General features: G+C 42.3%; 19 protein-coding genes. 13 read left to right on the plus strand and 6 right to left on the minus strand.

Annotated elements, in window-relative coordinates:
* Positions 1-19 precede the first annotated feature (19 nt).
* The 6 genes from CVV54_00375 (at position 20) to CVV54_00400 (ending at position 7,804) form a co-directional block, all read left to right on the plus strand.
* A complete protein-coding gene (locus CVV54_00375; GenBank protein ID PKL05318.1) occupies positions 20-1,171 on the plus strand; it encodes a hypothetical protein in 1,152 nt (383 codons plus the stop codon).
* Positions 1,171-1,983 carry a 2-hydroxyglutaryl-CoA dehydratase gene (locus CVV54_00380; protein PKL05319.1) on the plus strand — a complete coding sequence of 271 codons (813 nt, stop codon included), beginning with the start codon at positions 1,171-1,173 and terminating at the stop codon, positions 1,981-1,983. The genes CVV54_00375 and CVV54_00380 overlap by 1 nt, the downstream gene beginning before the upstream one ends.
* A gap of 233 nt (positions 1,984-2,216) precedes the next feature.
* Positions 2,217-3,149: a C4-dicarboxylate ABC transporter substrate-binding protein gene (locus CVV54_00385; protein ID PKL05607.1), complete on the plus strand. Its 933-nt coding sequence runs from the start codon at positions 2,217-2,219 to the stop codon at positions 3,147-3,149.
* Positions 3,150-3,466: 317 nt separating this feature from the next.
* The gene (locus tag CVV54_00390) at positions 3,467-4,198 is read left to right on the plus strand and encodes a hypothetical protein (GenBank protein PKL05320.1); all 732 of its coding nucleotides are present in this window, start codon (positions 3,467-3,469) and stop codon (positions 4,196-4,198) included.
* A gap of 327 nt (positions 4,199-4,525) precedes the next feature.
* Entirely contained in the window at positions 4,526-7,321 is a 2,796-nt protein-coding gene (locus CVV54_00395; GenBank protein ID PKL05321.1) for a sensor domain-containing phosphodiesterase, read from the plus strand.
* A 261-nt stretch (positions 7,322-7,582) separates the two neighbouring features.
* Positions 7,583-7,804, plus strand: coding sequence for a hypothetical protein (locus CVV54_00400; GenBank protein ID PKL05322.1), 222 nt, complete (start codon positions 7,583-7,585; stop codon positions 7,802-7,804).
* Positions 7,805-7,891: 87 nt separating this feature from the next.
* Here the strand turns inward: CVV54_00400 and CVV54_00405 are convergent, their stop codons facing one another.
* The 6 genes from CVV54_00405 to CVV54_00430 all read right to left on the minus strand — a co-directional run bounded on the left by CVV54_00405 (position 7,892) and on the right by CVV54_00430 (position 10,896).
* Positions 7,892-8,095 (minus strand): dodecin domain-containing protein, encoded by a 204-nt coding sequence (locus CVV54_00405; protein PKL05608.1) that lies wholly within the window; start codon positions 8,093-8,095, stop codon positions 7,892-7,894.
* Between the two features lie 76 nt (positions 8,096-8,171).
* Positions 8,172-8,576 carry a DUF4332 domain-containing protein gene (locus tag CVV54_00410; GenBank protein PKL05323.1) on the minus strand — a complete coding sequence of 135 codons (405 nt, stop codon included), beginning with the start codon at positions 8,574-8,576 and terminating at the stop codon, positions 8,172-8,174.
* 224 nt (positions 8,577-8,800) lie between these two features.
* Complete coding sequence (locus CVV54_00415; GenBank protein ID PKL05324.1) at positions 8,801-8,986, minus strand: hypothetical protein; 186 nt, start codon at positions 8,984-8,986, stop codon at positions 8,801-8,803.
* A gap of 24 nt (positions 8,987-9,010) precedes the next feature.
* Complete coding sequence (locus CVV54_00420; GenBank protein PKL05325.1) at positions 9,011-9,232, minus strand: hypothetical protein; 222 nt, start codon at positions 9,230-9,232, stop codon at positions 9,011-9,013.
* Positions 9,233-9,591: 359 nt separating this feature from the next.
* Positions 9,592-10,287: a hypothetical protein gene (locus tag CVV54_00425; protein PKL05326.1), complete on the minus strand. Its 696-nt coding sequence runs from the start codon at positions 10,285-10,287 to the stop codon at positions 9,592-9,594.
* Between the two features lie 213 nt (positions 10,288-10,500).
* On the minus strand, positions 10,501-10,896 hold the full coding sequence (locus tag CVV54_00430; protein ID PKL05327.1) for a hypothetical protein: 396 nt from the start codon (positions 10,894-10,896) through the stop codon (positions 10,501-10,503).
* Positions 10,897-11,321: 425 nt separating this feature from the next.
* Here CVV54_00430 and CVV54_00435 point away from each other — a divergent pair, with 425 nt between their 5' ends.
* The 7 genes from CVV54_00435 to CVV54_00465 all read left to right on the plus strand — a co-directional run bounded on the left by CVV54_00435 (position 11,322) and on the right by CVV54_00465 (position 18,283).
* The gene (locus CVV54_00435; GenBank protein PKL05328.1) at positions 11,322-11,522 is read left to right on the plus strand and encodes a CsbD family protein; all 201 of its coding nucleotides are present in this window, start codon (positions 11,322-11,324) and stop codon (positions 11,520-11,522) included.
* Between the two features lie 225 nt (positions 11,523-11,747).
* Positions 11,748-11,936, plus strand: a complete 189-nt coding sequence (locus CVV54_00440; protein ID PKL05329.1) for a 4-oxalocrotonate tautomerase — start codon at positions 11,748-11,750, stop codon at positions 11,934-11,936.
* 170 nt (positions 11,937-12,106) lie between these two features.
* Positions 12,107-13,837: a dipeptidase gene (locus CVV54_00445; protein ID PKL05330.1), complete on the plus strand. Its 1,731-nt coding sequence runs from the start codon at positions 12,107-12,109 to the stop codon at positions 13,835-13,837.
* Positions 13,838-14,066: 229 nt separating this feature from the next.
* Positions 14,067-14,756, plus strand: a complete 690-nt coding sequence (locus CVV54_00450; GenBank protein PKL05331.1) for a hypothetical protein — start codon at positions 14,067-14,069, stop codon at positions 14,754-14,756.
* Positions 14,744-15,982, plus strand: a complete 1,239-nt coding sequence (locus tag CVV54_00455) for a glycosyl transferase family 1 (GenBank protein ID PKL05332.1) — start codon at positions 14,744-14,746, stop codon at positions 15,980-15,982. The genes CVV54_00450 and CVV54_00455 overlap by 13 nt, the downstream gene beginning before the upstream one ends.
* Complete coding sequence (gene otsB, locus CVV54_00460; protein PKL05333.1) at positions 15,973-16,779, plus strand: trehalose-phosphatase; 807 nt, start codon at positions 15,973-15,975, stop codon at positions 16,777-16,779. The genes CVV54_00455 and otsB overlap by 10 nt, the downstream gene beginning before the upstream one ends.
* Positions 16,766-18,283 carry a trehalose-6-phosphate synthase gene (locus CVV54_00465; protein PKL05334.1) on the plus strand — a complete coding sequence of 506 codons (1,518 nt, stop codon included), beginning with the start codon at positions 16,766-16,768 and terminating at the stop codon, positions 18,281-18,283. Before otsB ends, CVV54_00465 begins: the two co-directional genes overlap by 14 nt.
* The last annotated feature ends 37 nt before the right edge of the window (positions 18,284-18,320 follow it).

Here is an 18,320-nt window from a genome sequence, read left to right on the forward strand (position 1 = left end):
TTTTTTAAGGGGATACGAAATGCACGAGATCGGACCAATCTTTGAAGTGATGAGAGAAGAAGTTGCAATGGGACCTGTCCGTATAAAGGAGATAAGCGAGAAAGGCATTCCTATAATAGGAACGTATTGTACTTTCACACCATGGGAGCTGATCAATGCAGCCGGCGGAGTTCCGGTCTCTCTGTGCAGTACAAGCGAGAAACCGATTGGAGAGGCAGAGAAACACCTTCCAAGGAACCTTTGTCCGCTCATCAAGTCCAGTTATGGGTATGCACTTACAGATACATGTCCTTACTTTCATTTTTGTGACATGGTTCTTGGTGAAACAACCTGCGATGGCAAAAAAAAGATGTATGAATATCTGGGAGAAATAAAAGATACTTATGTAATGCAGCTGCCGCAAACAGTGAACGGTATCAACAGTATGAAATTGTGGAAAGATGAGATACTCCTCCTGAAAAAATTTCTTGAATCAAAATTTAAGGTGGAAATCACCAACGAAAAGCTTTCTGCATCTATAAAACTGCGCAATAAGATCCACAGTGCGATGATGGAATTTTACAGCCTTGCCTCTCTACCATCGCCGGTCCTTACGGGCAAAGAGATCATGCTGGGATCTGATTACCTTAAGTTTTCCTTTGATTACGAAAAAACAATAACAATTATAAGAGATCTGACTGTGAAGCTTAAAGAAAATCATGCTTCCGGAGAAAGACGGATCGATCCTTTTGCGAAACGTATCCTAATAACCGGATGTCCAATGGGGAAGTCGCTTGAAAAGGTCGTAGACGCTATCGAATCGAAGGAAACCGACGGAGTAGTAGTCGGATATGAAAACTGCGGCAACCTTAAATGTTCTTCATGTCTTGTGGACGAAAAATCAGCCCCAATAGACGCTATCGCAGAAAAGTACCTCAACATTCCCTGTTCTGTGATGTCACCCAACACAAAAAGGCTTGAACTCATCAAAAAATACGCAAAGGAATACAGGGTTGACGGTGTAATCGATGTCATTCTCCAGGCATGCCACACGTACTCTGTTGAAAGCCATTCCGTCCGCGAATACCTAAATAAATCGGGCATCCCGTATATGTCTGTAGAAACCGACTATTCTCAGGGCGACACAGGTCAGCTTGCCACAAGGTTTGGCGCCTTCATAGAGATGCTCTGATGTATACCGCCGGAATAGACATCGGGTCTTCAAACATAAAAGCCGCCCTCTGGGATGGATTCTCTTTTGAAGTATGGAGCCAGCCTACAGGATGGGAAATCAGCGAGACATCGGAGACTGTAATTCAAGTCCTGTTAGACAGATCTTCCCTGAAAATGGAGGATCTGCATCAAGTTGTTGCTACCGGTTACGGAAGGAAGATGTGCCGTTTTGCCGGAAGATCTGTAACTGAGATAACCTGTCACGCTGCGGGAGCCTTTCATTTGGTAAAGGGAGCGGAGACGGTGCTGGATATTGGCGGACAGGACGTTAAGGTAATAACGCTTGATCACGACGGTAAAGTTACGGATTTTTTGATGAACGACAAGTGTGCCGCCGGAACAGGACGATTTATCAGTAATATGGCAGTTCTGTTGGGCTATGACCTTAAGGATTTTTCCGATATACCTCCGGAAACTGAGATCCAGACAATATCAAGCATGTGTACAGTCTTTGCCGAGTCAGAGGTGATAAGCCTACTGTCAAAGGGTGTGCCAAAAGAAAGTATTGCCCTTGGTCTTCTTGATTCAATTGCGTCAAGAGCCGCAGGAATGGTCCTTCGCATTGCAGACAGAGGACCTGTGGTACTTACAGGCGGACCTGCTCTGAATAGAAAACTTGGATCACTTATATCGAAGCACCTTGGCCGGCCTGTGCTCACATCGCAACTGGCACAGTTCTCCGGTGCGATCGGTGCTGCACTGATAGCAGCGAAAGAACAGATGGACGTGTCAAAGAAGGGGGGCGGTCCTATGATCATAATGGGATTTTGACAGAGTGAAAGGATTCTTACACACGTCGTGCGTATAACCGTCGGGCATCCCATCAGCTCTTTCACTCAGACTGAGTATTGAAAATATTTATATGGTCAGAGGGGAAGACAAAGGAATTTGTCTGTTAAGTATCCCTTAAAGCATTTAAATAGCTGCGCTGTTTTTTTGTTTGCCTGCAACCTGATGAAATAAAATAAGGAGTGAATGTTTTGAACAAGAGAAGATTTTCAGTAATGGTTCTTGCAGTATCACTTATGGTCACATTATTCGCACTTCCGTCAATGGCCCAGGAATACGTAAACATAGGTACGGGACCGACCGGGGGAACATATTATCCTGTAGGTTCAGGTATAGCAAAAATCTGGAGCGACAACATACCGGACCTCAAGGCTTCAGCACAGGCCAGCGGGGGCACCCGCAACAACATCCAGCTTATGGAAGTGGGCGATGCGGAAGTTATTTTTGCTGACGGTCTATACTATGACGCATACAACGGATTGGCCAGTTATAAAGATCAGCCTAAAAAATTTATGCGGGCGCTCGTTCCTCTTTATCCCGAGGCAGTACATATAGTCGTGCTTAAGGGAAGCGGAATAAAAAAAATCGAAGATCTTAAAGGAAAAAGGGTGTCTGTAGGAGCTGTTGGCGGAAGTGTATCTATGACATCGGAAACCCTTTTTAAACACGCAGGGCTTGATCCGGCTAAAGACATGAAACTTGAATATCTTGGACATGCTGAGTCTGTTTCAGCTTTTATGGACAAACATATTGACGCCGCTGTGACCGTAGGAGCTATAGGTATCGCAAGCGTTGTAGAACCCATGACCCTTGGCATTGTTGAGTTAATTGACATATCCGACGATCTGGTTGGAAAAATGATCAAGACCACGCCATATTTTGCAAAGATGACAATACCCGCGGGAAGCTACAAGGGTCAGGAAAAAGATGTTAAAACCTTCAGCAGTCCTAACATCCTTGCAGCTCATGAGAAGGTCAGCAACGAAGCAGCATATATGATGACCAAAACACTTTTCGAGAATAAAAAAGACCTGGTAGTAATCAGCGCAAGGATGGCCGCCATGGATGCGGCAAAGATAAAGGATATTAGGATCCCCCTCCACCCCGGAGCAGCGAAATACTATAAAGAGATAGGAATCATAAAGTAATTACAAAACCTTTTCAAGGATACCAGTGGTTATATCTGCTGTAAAACTACAGGGCTTGGATTTGTCCAAGCCCTGTAGTTTTTATTATCCCTCAAGCTTATCCGCCCGCCACTGGGCAAACACGGCTCTTTGCTTCATAAAGATCTAGGGCGGGTACTGGGGCCTTCCATCTGCCGTAATTGCATCAAGAAAAGTCAGCACAACGATAATTGCCTCTATTAGAGTAATTATCGCCTGTTGTTTGACTGAACTGGTTCGTGAGCTTTATCATTGTAATGCCTCAACAGCCGGTATCATTCAGGGGAGGGAATGCCGTGATGAATGGTGAGCGCATTAAAGAAACTTCCGTGTATGTGTTTATCGTAATAGTTACATTCATCGTTCTCCAGTCAACGGTCGTCGTTATGCACGAATTCACGCACAGTACTGTAGCATGGTTCTTTGGAGATATTATGAGTCCTCGCAACATAATCTGGGGTAATTTCTTAACTATGACAGGCTGGGATGAAGGAGTTCATTATCACAGTCTGTTCCCGTCAGCAAACAACATAACTGAAGCGATCATAGGAGCCGGCCCTCTGCTTGTTCACAGTATCATTGTCGCTTTTGGCCTTTGGTTTCTCCAAACAGGATTTATGAAAGGCAAAAAGATGCTTTTCCACGTTCTGTACTGGTTTACAGTGGCTAATTTTATGGAACTGATAGCTTATATAACGATGAGGTCATTCGCCACAGGAGGAGATACGGGACATCTCAGCCGGGGGCTGGGGCTTTCCCCGTGGATGATCTTTATTGTAGGGAATACAATTATCATTTTCGGATTATATGTCCTCTTCAAAAATGTATTGCCTCTAAAATATTACCTGTTTGCGAAAGAGAACGTTTTGACCAAGTGGGCGATCCTCCTTATCACCTCCTTCTGCCTTTTTTTATGGGGGAGCGGATTGCGTGTCGTTCTGTACATATACCCCGATCCCCAGTGGATGTTTGGGCTGATCGGCTTTGCCGCGTTCATCAGCGTCCTGTTTATTTTCAAACCCGCGCGATAAAGTTAACTTAAGCACATTTCATTCTTAAGGTTATTATTAAAGTAATCACCCTTTTCTTTCTTTTCACAATGGTTTCGATTCCGAGACTGAAAGCTATCTTTTTTCGGAAAGAATATAAAATTGCTTATAGACGATTTAGAAGTTAACCAGTTAAAATATTGATGCCAGAATCTCAGAAACATGATCAACTGGTCATAATAATTTAGTCGCAATGTGTTTTTTTAAAAAATCTTTAAGTACTAAACTGAAAAGCTATAAAAAAGCGCATTGTCTTCAGACATTAATTATTTTCACAAGAGTGCAGCTGAAAAGAAAGAGGAGCCCTTTATGACAGCAGATAACAATGAGACTAAGGACCCATCTTCCAATATTGGGATGGATACGAAGAAAGCAAAGATAAATTCGACCTTACTCACTCTGATAGTTATATCTATCATTGCTCTTCATCTGCGTTTTGCCTGGAACAGATACAACGATATTGCCTCCTCTGAAGCAGTCATGCTTGCACAATCGATGGAGTCACTTCTTCATCCCGAGCATATAACAGAACTGTCCGGAACTAAAGAAGACCTGAATAAACCTGCATATGTTATGACACAGCTTAGCCTGAAAAGGCTTGTTGAGACAAATAATCCAATCCGCTTCGCTTACATTTTTGGTGAACGAAACGGAAGTATGATATTTCTAATAGATTCAGAATCACCTGATTCACCGGACTACTCGCCGCCCGGACAGATATATGAAGAAGCCAGTGATACGGACTGGCTGCCTTTCAAGACCGGCAAAACAGTTCTTACTGAACCGACAACTGACAGATGGGGGACATGGATCAGCGCTCTTGTACCAATAAAAGACACGTCTGACGGGAGAGTCATTGCCGTCCTCGGGCTCGATTATTCAGCGTCTGAGTGGAATTCACGAGTATGGGAACGTATGGTCCCGGATGTTGTGATCATTATGACCCTTCTTATGCTTTTCATTGCGTTGCTTCGCACCTGGAGACAGAATTCTACTCTTAAAGAACTCAGCAAGAAGATGGCATTTAATGAGGCTCTCTATCGAAGCGTCTTCGAACAGGCTCCAATAGGCATCGCAATTGCTGATAAAAACAGGTATGTATCACAGTCAGAATATGGACAGATGAATGCAAATCCTATGTTCGAACAGATCACAGGCTGGACGAGCAACGAGTTGTTGAAAATTAATTGGGAAGATATCACTTATCCCGAAGACCTCAAACTTAATATTGAAAAATATGAACAATTCAAAGAGAGAAAAACCAACGGCTACACCATCGAAAAACGTTTTATTAGGCCAGACGGATCAACAGTTTGGACAAATATGAAGATATCTCCTTTGTTGGGCAATCCTGACATGGGTGCTTTTCACTTGTGCCTCCTTGAGGACATCTCTGCACGCAAAGCAGCGGAGGAGTCGCTCAAAGAAAGCGAAAGAAGCAAATCCGTGCTTCTTTCACACCTTCCCGGAATGGCATACAGGTGCAACTATGACCGCGACTGGACCATGAAATATATTTCTGACGGCTGCACTGAATTGACAGGATACGCTCCGGAAAACCTTTTGAATAACAGAGATCTCTCTTTCAACGATATCATCACACCAGAATACCGTGAACCTCTCTGTATCGAATGGGAGCTTACCCTTGCTGAGAGGCTGTCATTTAAACATGAATACGAGATCATAACAGCTGAAGGAAAACGAAAATGGGTCCTTGAGCTTGCAGAAGGCATATTTGATGATAATGGTGAAGTAGAGGCTCTTGAAGGAATTATCATAGACATCTCCGACAGAAAAGAAGTCGAAAATATACTCAGATATAATAATGAACATGACAGATGGACCGGACTATTCAACAGATATTATCTGGAAAATCTCCTCGACAGGGATACCAAAGAGCTAACTGAAGAGAAAAAAGCCCTGATTGGAATAGATTTGAGTGCTGCTCAATCAATTACTACCGCATTTGGATTCCATTACACTCAGGAATTGATCACAAGGACAGCAGGTGTGATCAGTAAATACTGCACGGACAAACGCCTGTTATTCTATACATACGAGAATCGATTTGTTTTCTACCTAAAAGGTTATAAAAACAGAGACGATTTGATTGTGTTTGCAGAAACTCTTGCAAACACACTGGAATCTTTACTTTCGGCTGAAAGGATCAGCGGCAGGCTAGGTATCGTTGAAATAGACTATGACAATAGGCTTGAAGCAGATGAACTCTTGAAAAGACTTCTGATAGCATCTGAAAAAGCAAAGATCATTCACGAGAAAGATTTTAGCGCCTGTTTTTACGACACTGAAATGGAAAATGAAATAATCCGCGAACAGGATATAAAGCGTGAACTTGCCCAAATCGCTGTGTCTGAAAATAATGAAGTATTATTCCTTCAGTATCAGCCTATCGTTGACCTCAAATCAAACAAGATCAGCGGTTTCGAGGCTTTGGCCAGATTGAAAAGTGAAAAGTTAGGTTGTGTTCCTCCCCTTGAATTTATTCCTATAGCAGAGAAGACAAAACTCATTGTCCCAATTGGCCGAATCGTTTTTATGCAGTCCTTCCGTTTCCTTAACAGGCTCAAGGAAATCGGATACAGCAACATCGACGTTTCTGTCAATGTATCTGCTATTCAGGTGCTGGCGAATAATTTCACTGTTGATTTGCTTAATATGATAAATGAGATGCACGTTAATCCAGAAAATATTATTATTGAGATCACCGAGTCGGTATTTTCTTCAAATTATGAGGATATTAACAAAATACTTGGCGAGTTGAGAAACTCGGGGATCAAGATCGCAATAGACGACTTTGGAACCGGATATTCATCTCTTGCAAGAGAACAGGAGTTGAATGTCGACTGTCTTAAGATCGACAAATATTTTATTGACAAGCTCCTGGAACTGCATCCTGACAATGCAATAACCGCTGAAGTAATATCTATGGCGCACAAGATGGGCCATTGGGTAATAGCAGAGGGCGTAGAACATGAAATACAAAAAGAATATCTGGCTAACAACGGGTGTGACAGTTTCCAGGGGTATCTCTTTGCAAGACCGCTTGATGAGAATACGGCGTTAGAAATGATCAAAAAACAGTAAAACAATAACCGCGGTACCAAACTTTTTGCACAAAGAATAGGGTCTCTCTGAACAAGGAGAGACCTTTTTCGTTTCTATATGAAATGTTCCTTCTGTTGTTTGAGTAATGAACTTGTACAATTTACCGTGGCACACTTTAAGAGTTTTGCATTTAATATTGATTAAGCTATGATATTATATCTATAGATGTTTTTACTATACGATAATTATGGTGAATCCGATATACAGCTTTTAAATAATAAGAACAAGGAGGTTAATGTTATGAAGGTACCGTTCTGTACATGTGTTGACCATGAATGCCGCTGCAACCCCGTAAACCATCCGCATGGATGCACGCCGTGTATTGCAAAATGCCTGGTGGAAAATGAGATACCTGTATGCTTCTACCGTAAAATTGAGCCGAACATGGACAGGAAACAGGACTATACCTTTAAAGGGTTTGCTAATTTTGTCATTGACCATGAAAAAGGAAAATTAGATTAAATAGTTTTATTCTTTTTCCTAAAGCAAAGACCGCCGTTGTGAGACCGGCGGCCTTTGCTTTAGATATTTGATAAATATTTATTGCCCTTAGCCCTTTACGACAAAGGAGATCTTTGCATTGACGCGGTACTTCGTGATTTTGTCTCCCTCAACTATCGCCTGCATATGTTTAATGTAGACGTTTTCGATATTGTGGACCGTCTTCGCAGCTTCTGTTACAGCTGCCTGTGCCGCTGCCTCCCAGCTCTCGCTCGATTCAGCAAGAACTTCGATTATCTTTACAATAGCCATGATCATCTCTCCTTTCATCTTAGAAAAACTCTCAGTGATCACTGCTTACTTCACCTGAGCTGACCGTTTTCGGAGATCAGTACTTGATCACTTTCGGCAATTTGCCTGCCTGATCAATCCAGTCTCCTGCCTGCCTAGTTGTGGGAACCCTTCTGACAAGTTTCATCGCCTGGTTTACTTCAGCCATTTTCGCAACAAGGTTATTGGTTTTTCTCTTTGCAAGTTCAGGAACTGTATCAACACCGGCGGCTTCAAGAAGTTCGGCATATTCACTGCCAACACCCTTGATGCGGAATAGATCTGCATGGTTTGCCCATTTCAATATCAGTTTCTCTGCTATTCCCGACTTTTCAGCAAGCTTTGTCCTGCCTCTTTTGGAGGAACATTCTTCCAACAGCTTTTCTATTGAAGTTACGCCTGCCTCATTTAATTTTTCTTCGTATGAACCGCCAATGCCTTCAATTATGTTTAATTTCGCCAATAAGTACCACCTCCCCGCAATATCGTGCTACTGTTTGTAATATTTCACACAGTTATTATATCATCTCTCTGTCATAATAAATCGATATATATCTGCGATAGAGTAGATCCAGTCAGATCGATCTCATAATGCGTTACCCTTGAGAGGATCAAACTGGATCAACTGCATTTTATTCTTGCATTTTAATACTGCATGCTGTTCTGAAAGAATTTTGATTAAAAATTTCATACATCCTTTTTAACTATCCTGCTTGCTGCATTCAATGATTTAGGCACTTTATCGGACTTGTTGCCTGTTACCCGGTCTATCAAAGCTATACATTTCAACGTCTGTTCAAAGACCGTTGTAAGTACTTCCTCGTTTTCCTTCATTTCATCTTTTATCTGTCTGTATAATGTATTCTCACTCATGGCCAAATACCCAATTGTTTCGACTTACTGCTTGCGGGTCTCAAGAAAGAGGATTCCGCTGCCAAGAGCTATCATGCCAACGCCTGCCCACATCGGAATATTAACCTTCTTTTTTTCTTCTACTGATATTTGAAGCGGACCGATTTTCGCGGACTCAGTATCCTTTGTGTATGTGAATCCGTTGTTTGCCAATGAAAATATCCCGCCCAATATCAGAACAATTGCTGCAATTTTTATAAAACTCATTTGTTGATCTCTCCTTTCGATCATGTGGCCTGCCGTAAGCCACTATGACCTGCTGCTTTCAATACTGAGACAGATATTTCGTATTTCCTTTTACATTGCGTACATTGTTGAGAGTAATTGGGCACTGATCCAAAGTTTTCCTATAGGACTCGTCGTCCCTGAATTAAACGGATCAATAGCACGACCACTGCTATTACAAACAGAATGTGTATAAAACCACCCATTGTGTTTGATGTTACAATTCCCAAAAGCCACAAAATTAACATTATTATTGCTACTGTGCTTAGCATTTAAATTCACCCCTTACTATCTTGATGTTTTGCCCGAAGGCAAAACATCACAACTTCTGCAAGATCCATTTAGTCTGTTGACTTGAGTGACAGTTTGTTAAGTGCAGCCAGTAACGGTTTAACAGAATTGCTGGTGGCACGTTTCTTCAGGATAGTTCTGGAATTATATTTTGAACCCCAGAAGGAAGTATTTGCCGCTTCGTCCGTGCTCATTACAGAACCTCCGAGAGATAGCCCCGCAAAGAGTCCCTTGCTGATCGAATAGCTGTATATGGAAGCTTTAAGGTTGACATCAGTACCTGCTCCTGCGCTTCGTCCAACAGGTCCGGCGGCAATATCAACATTGGCGCCAAGTTTGACGGTATCTCCATAAAAATGCTTCATACCTGCTTCGTTTGTAATGACCAGCAACAGAGCTGTCGACTGGACTCCGATCTGGAGTCCGTAAGAAGCTCCTGTAATATTCATGAAACTAGGTCCGTACCAACGGTTAGTAGCAGGATTATGCCTAAGGACAAGACCCTCTCCGTATGAACCTCCTACACCTATTGCAGCCTTGTAAAAATTAGGAATAATTACCACTCCGTAAGACTTTTTTACAAGGTACGCCATTGTCTCGACATCTTCCTGAGCAGATATTTCCTGAACGGAATTTGTAGATGATGTGATCCGTTCTTGGGGCGTCAACGCAAAGGCTGCCGAAGGAACTGAAATCATGGCGGCTACAATTAACACCGCTATTGAACTTAAAAATGTATTTTTCATAGTATTGTTCTCCTTTTAATGTTTCTCAATTTTTAATGTCAACTTAATTTACTGCAGGCTTCTATGTGTATCAGATCTCAAGATAAACAAACCAGTTGTACACAATTGAATGGGCTAAAATATTACAATTTCAAAGATTTGTATCGGTCGAAATCAAATGGCCGATACAAATCGAACTGCCGCTAACTGCAGCAAATTTGTACAGCTATGTCCTTACTGGGCCCATCTTGCGCTGACAGCAGTGAAAGAACCGCTGGCTGATACGTCTAACCTTTCCCAACGACCAAATATTCGGCTCATCCAGTCAATATGCCCCGTGAATCGGAGTGATCCGTCTGTTGACGTAAACTGCAAGGTACCGTCAGGCTGGCATGTACCCCTATACTCAAGATATACGTCTCGCTCAGTAGATCTTCCGTTACCCGTGATAATCCCGTCAGGCTGAATATTCAAGGCAAACCATCCATAATCAAACTCGCCTAAAAATGTTCCGTTGTAGTCTCCTGCATTTTTAGTGTCAGCCTGCGCTACCGCAGAGAACATACAAACAGTCAGTAAAACAACGCAAGTAATTGCAATCTTTATTCCTGATCTTTTATTAATTACCATAATTATTCCTCCATTCAAAATGGGAACAAAAGCTCCCTCTGTTTATCAAAAAACGTGCAAATCCAGAAAACAGGTTAATAGAAAGTAAGCGCACTGATAACGCAATAAATTAGAATTCAACGAATATTATTTTTTTGCGTATCAATTTTGTTTTTGGAAATATTATTTTAATTCGATCATGTGTTCTGATTTCAGAAAATCAATTTTTATTATATATAAAATTGATTTTTAAGTTCAGATAACTAAGTCAAATTAACAAATTTTCCAAAATCGGATTTTCTCCTCTGTGTGTATTATACCACATTTCCGAAAATTCTGAATCTTATTTATATTTTATTAAATTTAATTAATTTTATGCTATAATATAAACATTAGTTAGCTGAACTTTTAAAGGTCGGCTGAATGAAAGGTTAGGTGGATAAATCATGAACGAAGATATTCTCAAAGGAAAATGGCACGAGATCCAGGGAGACGTCAAAAAGACATGGGGAAAACTTACGGATGATGATGTGATGGTGATCAACGGAGAAAGTGAAAAACTTCTTGGTTTCCTTCAGACAAAGTATGGCTACGAAAAAGATAAGGCTCAAAAAGAGTACGACGATTTTATCAACAGACACAAGTAGCATATCTTTGATCGTATGATGATGATGCAGATATTAAATGATACCCAGTCTGCAGAAAAAATCCCGGGCATGATAAAACGCACCCGGGATTTTTTTATGATCACATGTAAATCTTTTTCATTAGCCATCCTCATACTTGCAGACGGTCATTCTGCAATTTTTATATAAAACTATCTTATAATTTTCATAGCAATCTTTAAAACATTGGATCGGGAGGTGAATTTTATGCCGGTAATCAAAGTAGAATGCGCAGCCATGAATGTTGAGACAAAAGAGAAACTGATCAAGTCTTTAACGCAGACTGCCAGCAGCATTATGGGAATTCCTGAAGCAGCTTACATAGTACTTCTTAACGAAATGAGCAAAGACAATATCGGAGTTGGCGGAGAGATGCTTTCAAAGAAACAGCGCTAACAAATTCTTTCTTCTAAAAAAAAGAAAATTAGACTAAATTTGGGACATCCCTGATCTTCCGGGTGTCCCTTTTACTAGATGGAGTGTGTTTTTTTAGATTTTTGGATCAACTATTTATTGCTTTATGGTAGTAAAATATCATATATATTAAGATGGGAGGTCAATATTCAATGAAAAAACTTTGTTTTTTAATACTGTTTATTCTTTTTACAATGATCACGGTACCCGCTTTCTCCTGTACAACAACTATAGCCGGAAAGGACGCAACGATCGACGGATCTGTAATGGTATCGCATTCTGATGACGGATTACATGATGCCAGCCTTGTCTATGTTCCTGCTATGGACCATGCTTCCGGTTCAATGCGGCCAGTCTTTTATTCACACGAATCTATAGGATTCAAGCCTGAGTGGGGTGGAACACAGACCCACAGGCTCATTACAAAAGGCAGGGCGCCTGCGTATGACAAGAAGGGACTTCCTGTAAGTATTCCGCTTGGGTTTATTCCCCAGGTCGCTCATACTTATGCCTATTTCGATTCGAACTATGGGATCATGAACGAACATCAGCTAACGATAGGTGAGTGCACAGACAAAGCAAAAATACATCCGGAACCCGAACCCGGGAAGAGGATATTTTATTCATCTGAACTATCAAGGGTTGCTTTGGAAAGAACAAAGACTGCCCGGGAAGCTGTAATGCTTATGGGAGAAATGATCGACAAGTATGGTTATTACGGAACCGGTGAAACCTTGCTTGTCGGTGATCCATACGAAGGCTGGGTAATGGAGATGGCTGGTTACGATATGAATGGAACCGGGGGAGTCTGGGTCGCCCAGCGCGTCCCAGACGAAAAGATATTTGTAGCCGCCAACCAGTTCCGTATTAGGGAGATCGACCCCAAAAACAGGGATTTGATCTTTTCAAAAAATATATTCGAGATAGCTGAGCAGAAGGGATGGTGGAAACCATCTGAAGGCCCCCTTGATTTTACAAAGGTCTACGGCGATGGAGAGTTTCATCATCCTTATTATTCATTGCGAAGAGTATGGAGGGTAATGTCCCTGCTTGCTCCGTCGATGAATTTTTCACCATGGGTCAAGGATGGCTTGACAAAAGATTACCCATTTGCAGTCAAACCGGATAAAAAAGTTTCTGTAGAGGATATAGCTTCTATCCACAGAGACAACTATGAAGGTACTGAATTTGATCTGACAGTAGGTCTTGCAGCAGGGCCTTTCGGAAATCCCACAAGGTACGAGGGAAATGCGGAATCAGTTGCTGATACTGAGGGAAAGCTCACATCATTGGTCGGAGAATTTGAAAGACCTCTGGATATCTACCGCTGCGTATATTCTTATGTTGTCCAGTCCAGAAGCTGGCTGCCTGATACAATAGGAGGTCTTCTCTGGTACGGTCCGGACAGGCCGTCTACAAATGTGCTTATGCCGTTTTACTCAGGTGCAACAAACCTTCCAAAACAAATACAGCAGGCAAATATTCTTGATCTCAGCCGGGACAGTGTCTGGTCCGCGTTTAATTTTGTCGCAAATTTCTGCACCATAAAATATTCCTACATGATCAAGGATATAAGGGAAGAAAGGGCGAGATTAGAGAATACTGTATTCAATCTTCAGAGCCTTATTGAGGCAAATGCACTTGCACTTTGTAAGAACGGAAAAACAGATGAGGCGAAGAAAATGCTTACTAATTATAGTGAGAAGAATACGGCAGAAGTCCTTAATGCCTGGCACATGCTCGCAGAAAATCTTTACGTCAAATACAACGACGGTTATCTGAACACTGAAGAAGAGGTCGGACAGCCCCTCTTTTATCCATCCTGGTGGCTAAAAGAGGTAGGTTATGAAAAGGGTCCGACAAGTTATCAAAAAAAGAATTGATCATTCCCCTGTTACTCATCTAATTTTGTTGACTGCAGGCTGCCGCAGATCCCATATTTATATGGTCTGCGGCAATATTTTTATCGTCTCATAATTTTCACGTTTTAGGACATTAAAGATCACAAAATGAGCATAATTTTAAGATTAGCTCACTTTATGTTATACTTACTTAGATATTTACCAAATTTAGAGGGAGATGAGCGCATTAATTAAAGGAGGAAAAAGATAAATGACTAGCTCTAACATCAAACCATTCAAATTTATGGAATCAGCGGTATTGCCCCTTGCCACGGGCATAAGGGCGCAAACTCTTCGTGAGCTTCATTCAGGCCTTACAGAGGTCCCGGACAGCTCGATCTACTTTCATTTCTGGGGACGTATGGTGAGGCCCCACATTTCAGAGTCTGAATTCAACAATGACTTCGCATCATGGGTCAACAGCAGCCTTAGGGATTTCATGCTGGCAGAGGCATTGGGCGGAATAAACCCAGTCAAATTCCAAAATTTAGACAACATAAGAGCCGTGATTTTGAATATTCTCGAAAAGCGGCTCGAAAATGAAGATTTTCTCAGTTGGAAAAAGTCAGACCGGGACTTTCACTTCATTGCCTGTAAAAAACTTATGTTTGAAACAGGAAGGGAGACATCAGCGTTGGATGATTTTCCTGCTGCTGTCAAACATACCAGCAGGGAGAGCTTTTTCTATCACTTTATCGACGGAAGAAGAAGATCCTCTGATTGCAAGGATGATTTCACGATCTGGCTTGAGCAGTTTTCTGACGAAACGGCAGATTTAAGAAAGAAATTAAAGAATGTCGATTCATACCTCTTCTCCCTCACTGAACTCCAGCGCCAGATCTTCTCGATCTTTGACGACTGGCAGAACAGCAAAGGAGGTAAATGTTCATGTCCGAAATGATAGATAGATATGCAGAAATTATCGGCGAGGCTGCTATGGACAGCCTGGTAAATATTGCAGCAAGGCTCAAAGACAGAAAAATCGTACATGTGAATTCTACCCGTGCAGGCGGGGGAGTCGCTGAGATCCTTTCATCGATGGTGCCCCTGTCTAAGGAGCTTGGCCTTGATGTCTCCTGGGAGGTCATTGAAGGGGACGAGTCTTTCTTCAACTGCACAAAGATGCTGCATAACACTCTTCAGGGGATGCCCGGCACGCTTTCTGGGCGGCAGATGGATATCTATGCAGAGACAAACGCAAGAAACGCAGAAAGACTGAAGGATGCTCTTCAGGATGCAGATTACGTATTTATACATGATCCGCAGCCGGCAGCGCTTATCAAGAGCTTCCCGCAGAGGAAGGGCAAATGGATATGGAGATGCCATATAGACGTCAGCGCACCAAACAAATGGGTCTGGCAATTTATCAAAAATCAAGTCTCCGGATACGATGCCTCTATCTTTTCATTGCCGGATTTTGCACAGAAACTGCCCCATCCTCAATTTCTGATAACGCCGAGCATAGATCCTCTGGCCGAGAAAAATATCCCTCTTGAGAGATCAGAAGTGGAGAAGACATATGAAGAATTAGGGGTACCGATGGATAAACCAATAATTCTTCAGGTATCAAGATTTGATAAATTCAAGGATCCTCTTGGTGTGATCGAGAGTTACAGAATTATCAAGGAACATGTGGATGTCAGGCTTGTGCTGGCAGGCGGAGAAGCTGACGATGACCCTGAGGCTTCAGAAATATTGAACGAGGTCAGGGCAGCCGTTGATGGAGACGAAGATATTTCTGTGTTACTGCTGCCTTCAGATTCTCATCGAGAGATAAATGCTCTCCAGACCGGGGCAGATGTTGTTATGCAGAAATCTTTGAAGGAAGGCTTCGGACTGACTGTAACAGAAGCAATGTGGAAGAAGAAAGCTGTCATAGGCGGCAATGTTGGGGGAATAAGGCTTCAGGTGATCAACCGATTCAACGGGTTTAGGGTAAGGACTCCTGAGGGTGCCGCAATAAGGACACGTTATCTGCTGTCCCATCCATGGAAAATGGAAAAAATGGGAAGGAACGCAAGGGAATACGTGCTTGAAAATTTCCTTATAACCGGCCATCTCAGAAGATACATGACTTTGCTGATATCGCTGGAAGCGCAGGGGGGAACGTGGGAAAGATGGGTATAGCTCCAACCCGGTTGGAACCCGGAGAATATAGCTCGTTTTTTTCCTCGTATAAGAAAGCATCTCCTTTGCTTGTGAGTGATTATGACGGGACTCTGGCGCCTTTTGCAAGAGAAAGAGAGAAGGCCTTCCTTACGCCAAAGACCAGGTCTCTTCTAAAGTCAATAAGCGAAGCCGGGGGAGAGGTAATTATTGTTTCCGGCAGGAAACCTGAAGAAATATATGATTTTATAGAGCTTCCCTTCGAAATATGGGGCTGCCACGGTATGGAAAGAATAGATAAATATGGCAGATCCACAAGGGGATACATACCTGAAGAAGATCTTAAAAAGCTGGACGACTTTTCATCACAGCTTGATTATTTTCCCCGTGGATCAGTTGAAAAAAAACCTTCAGGGATAGCACTTCATTGGAGAGAGAGGGCAGAAATCTTCGATATGTACATGGAGGTCTCCGGCAAACTGCTCTTTGAAGCCTCTGCGCACTCTTTAAAGGTGATGCCCTTCAATGGCGGGGTTGAGTTTATGCTGCCCTATTTTTCCAAAGGAACCGCTCTCTCTGATATCAGTATTATTTATCAGAACGCCAGCCCTTTGTGTTATCTGGGAGATGATACCACAGACGAAGACGCATTTAGGGAAATCAGAAATATAAAGTCAGGTGTGGGGGTACTGGTTTCGAATGGTGAAAAAGAGAGCGCTGCAAAAGTGTATATATCCAGGAAAGATGTTGATAGTTTCCTTGATTTCTGGCTCAATGAACTAACGCCAAAAGGAGGGAGCGGACATGTCAGAAAATAAAGGACGGTTTTTGGTAGTATCGAACAGGCTGCCCGTTACCCTTGCCTGCAAAGAGAAAAAATGGGAAGCAAAATCTTCCTCCGGAGGACTTGTCAACGCACTTAACCCTGTCCTCAAAAACAGGGGCGGTTTCTGGATTGGCTGGCCCGGGGCATTCGATAACCTTAAGATCTCTACGATGAAGGAGATTTTGGGTCCACTCTCTAAAAAATCCGGCTATAGGTTTTTGCCCATTCTGTTGACAAAAGAGGACATAGAAACCTTTTACAACGGTTTTTCAAATTCCATTCTATGGCCCCTTTTCCATGATTTTCAGTCACGCTGCAACTTCTTGCCGGCATATTGGGATGGTTATATTGCCGCGAATGAAAAATTTGCAAAGGTCGTTCTTGGACACTCTTCAGAAAATGATTTCATATGGGTGAATGACTATCAGTTAATTCCGCTGGGATCTATGCTGCTGGAGAAAAATCCAGAATTAAATTCCTCTTTCTTTCTTCATATACCTTTTCCAAGCGTGGATGTTTTTATGAAACTCCCTTGGCGGAAAGAAATACTTCACCAACTAACATGTTACTCGCTTGTCTGTTTTCAGACATTGAGAGACAGAAGAAACTTTATTGACTGCATAAGGACCTTTTATCCTAAGGCTGTGATCTACGGCAGAGGACATGTTGTCAAGGTAAATATCGGCGACAGAGCCTTTCTTACGGGCAGTTTACCTATAAGCATAGACTATAAATATTATTCTTCACTTAGCAGTGCCTCCAATGTAGCAAATAGAGCAAGGCAAATCAGAGAAGAGATATACGCAGAAAAGATCATCGTTGGGGTTGACCGCCTGGATTACTCAAAGGGGATACCGGAGAAGCTCAGGGGGTTTGAGAAATGCCTTGCCTCCTATCCCGATATCAGGGAGAGGATCACTCTATACCAGCTTGTAGTTCCAAGCAGGGACACCATTTCTGAGTATAAAGAGCTGAAACATGAAATTGAACTTCTTATCAGCGAGATAAACGGAAGATATTCCACAACGAGGTGGACCCCTATAATATGGCGCCACGGCACTCTTCCGGAATCAGAACTCTATGCGATATACAGGGCTTCAGATATCGCTCTTGTTACATCTCTTAAAGACGGAATGAATCTTGTTTGCAAAGAGTACTGTGCAAGTAAAGGGAAAGAGAGTGGTGTCCTTATTCTGAGTGAGTTCGCTGGGGCCGCATTACAGCTTTCCAGGGGAGCCCTGTTGGTCAACCCATTCGACGTAAATGACATTTCTGATTCCATCTATCGTGCTTTTTCGATGGATGAGCATGAGAAAAAAATAAGGATGAGGTCGATGAGGGAATCTATAAGAAGGCAGGATGTATTCTGGTGGGTCGAAAACTTCTTAAGGGCTGCAACAGGCAAGAAGCTTGAAGATTATCCTGAACAGGATCTCCCTTCGCTTTGGCCCGGGCTATTTGCCATAAGCAAAAAATATTATAAGGGCGCGGTCTAAAAGACCACGCCGGTTTTAAATGGCTGATATTTTTGCC

The sequence above is a fragment of the Synergistetes bacterium HGW-Synergistetes-1 genome (assembly GCA_002839185.1).
In the GTDB taxonomy this organism is placed as follows: Bacteria; Synergistota; Synergistia; order Synergistales; family Synergistaceae; genus Caenicola.